At 41.7% G+C, this 235-nt stretch carries 1 protein-coding gene; it reads right to left on the bottom strand.

The features are described 5' to 3' along the window. A partial coding sequence (locus AAEY83_RS18610) for a hypothetical protein (protein WP_351061673.1) occupies positions 1-235 on the bottom strand: 235 nt, incomplete at both ends.

The following is a 235-nucleotide window of genomic DNA, read 5'->3' as shown; positions in this document are numbered from 1 at the left end:
TACATGGGCACCGCCATCGTCTAGCGCAGGGATAACAAAAGAGCTTGTAATTTCTTTTGCATTACTTGCAAATGCTTGGCTGTATAAACAGTTAATGCCTTCTGCTTCACCCGTAAATGTAGCTCCATCTAATGTGTATGTGGCACAACTTATTGTATCGCCACCATTATCACCACCTGGGTTAGTCACTGAATTGTCTACACTGTTATCAACTGTAGTCGGTGTAACGTTAATA

It is taken from the genome of Psychrobacter sp. TB20-MNA-CIBAN-0197 (genome assembly GCF_040309765.1).
Lineage (GTDB): Bacteria > Pseudomonadota > Gammaproteobacteria > Pseudomonadales > Moraxellaceae > Psychrobacter > Psychrobacter submarinus.
Note: the sequence above shows the minus strand (reverse complement) of the source record. Positions and strands in the feature narration are given on the sequence as shown.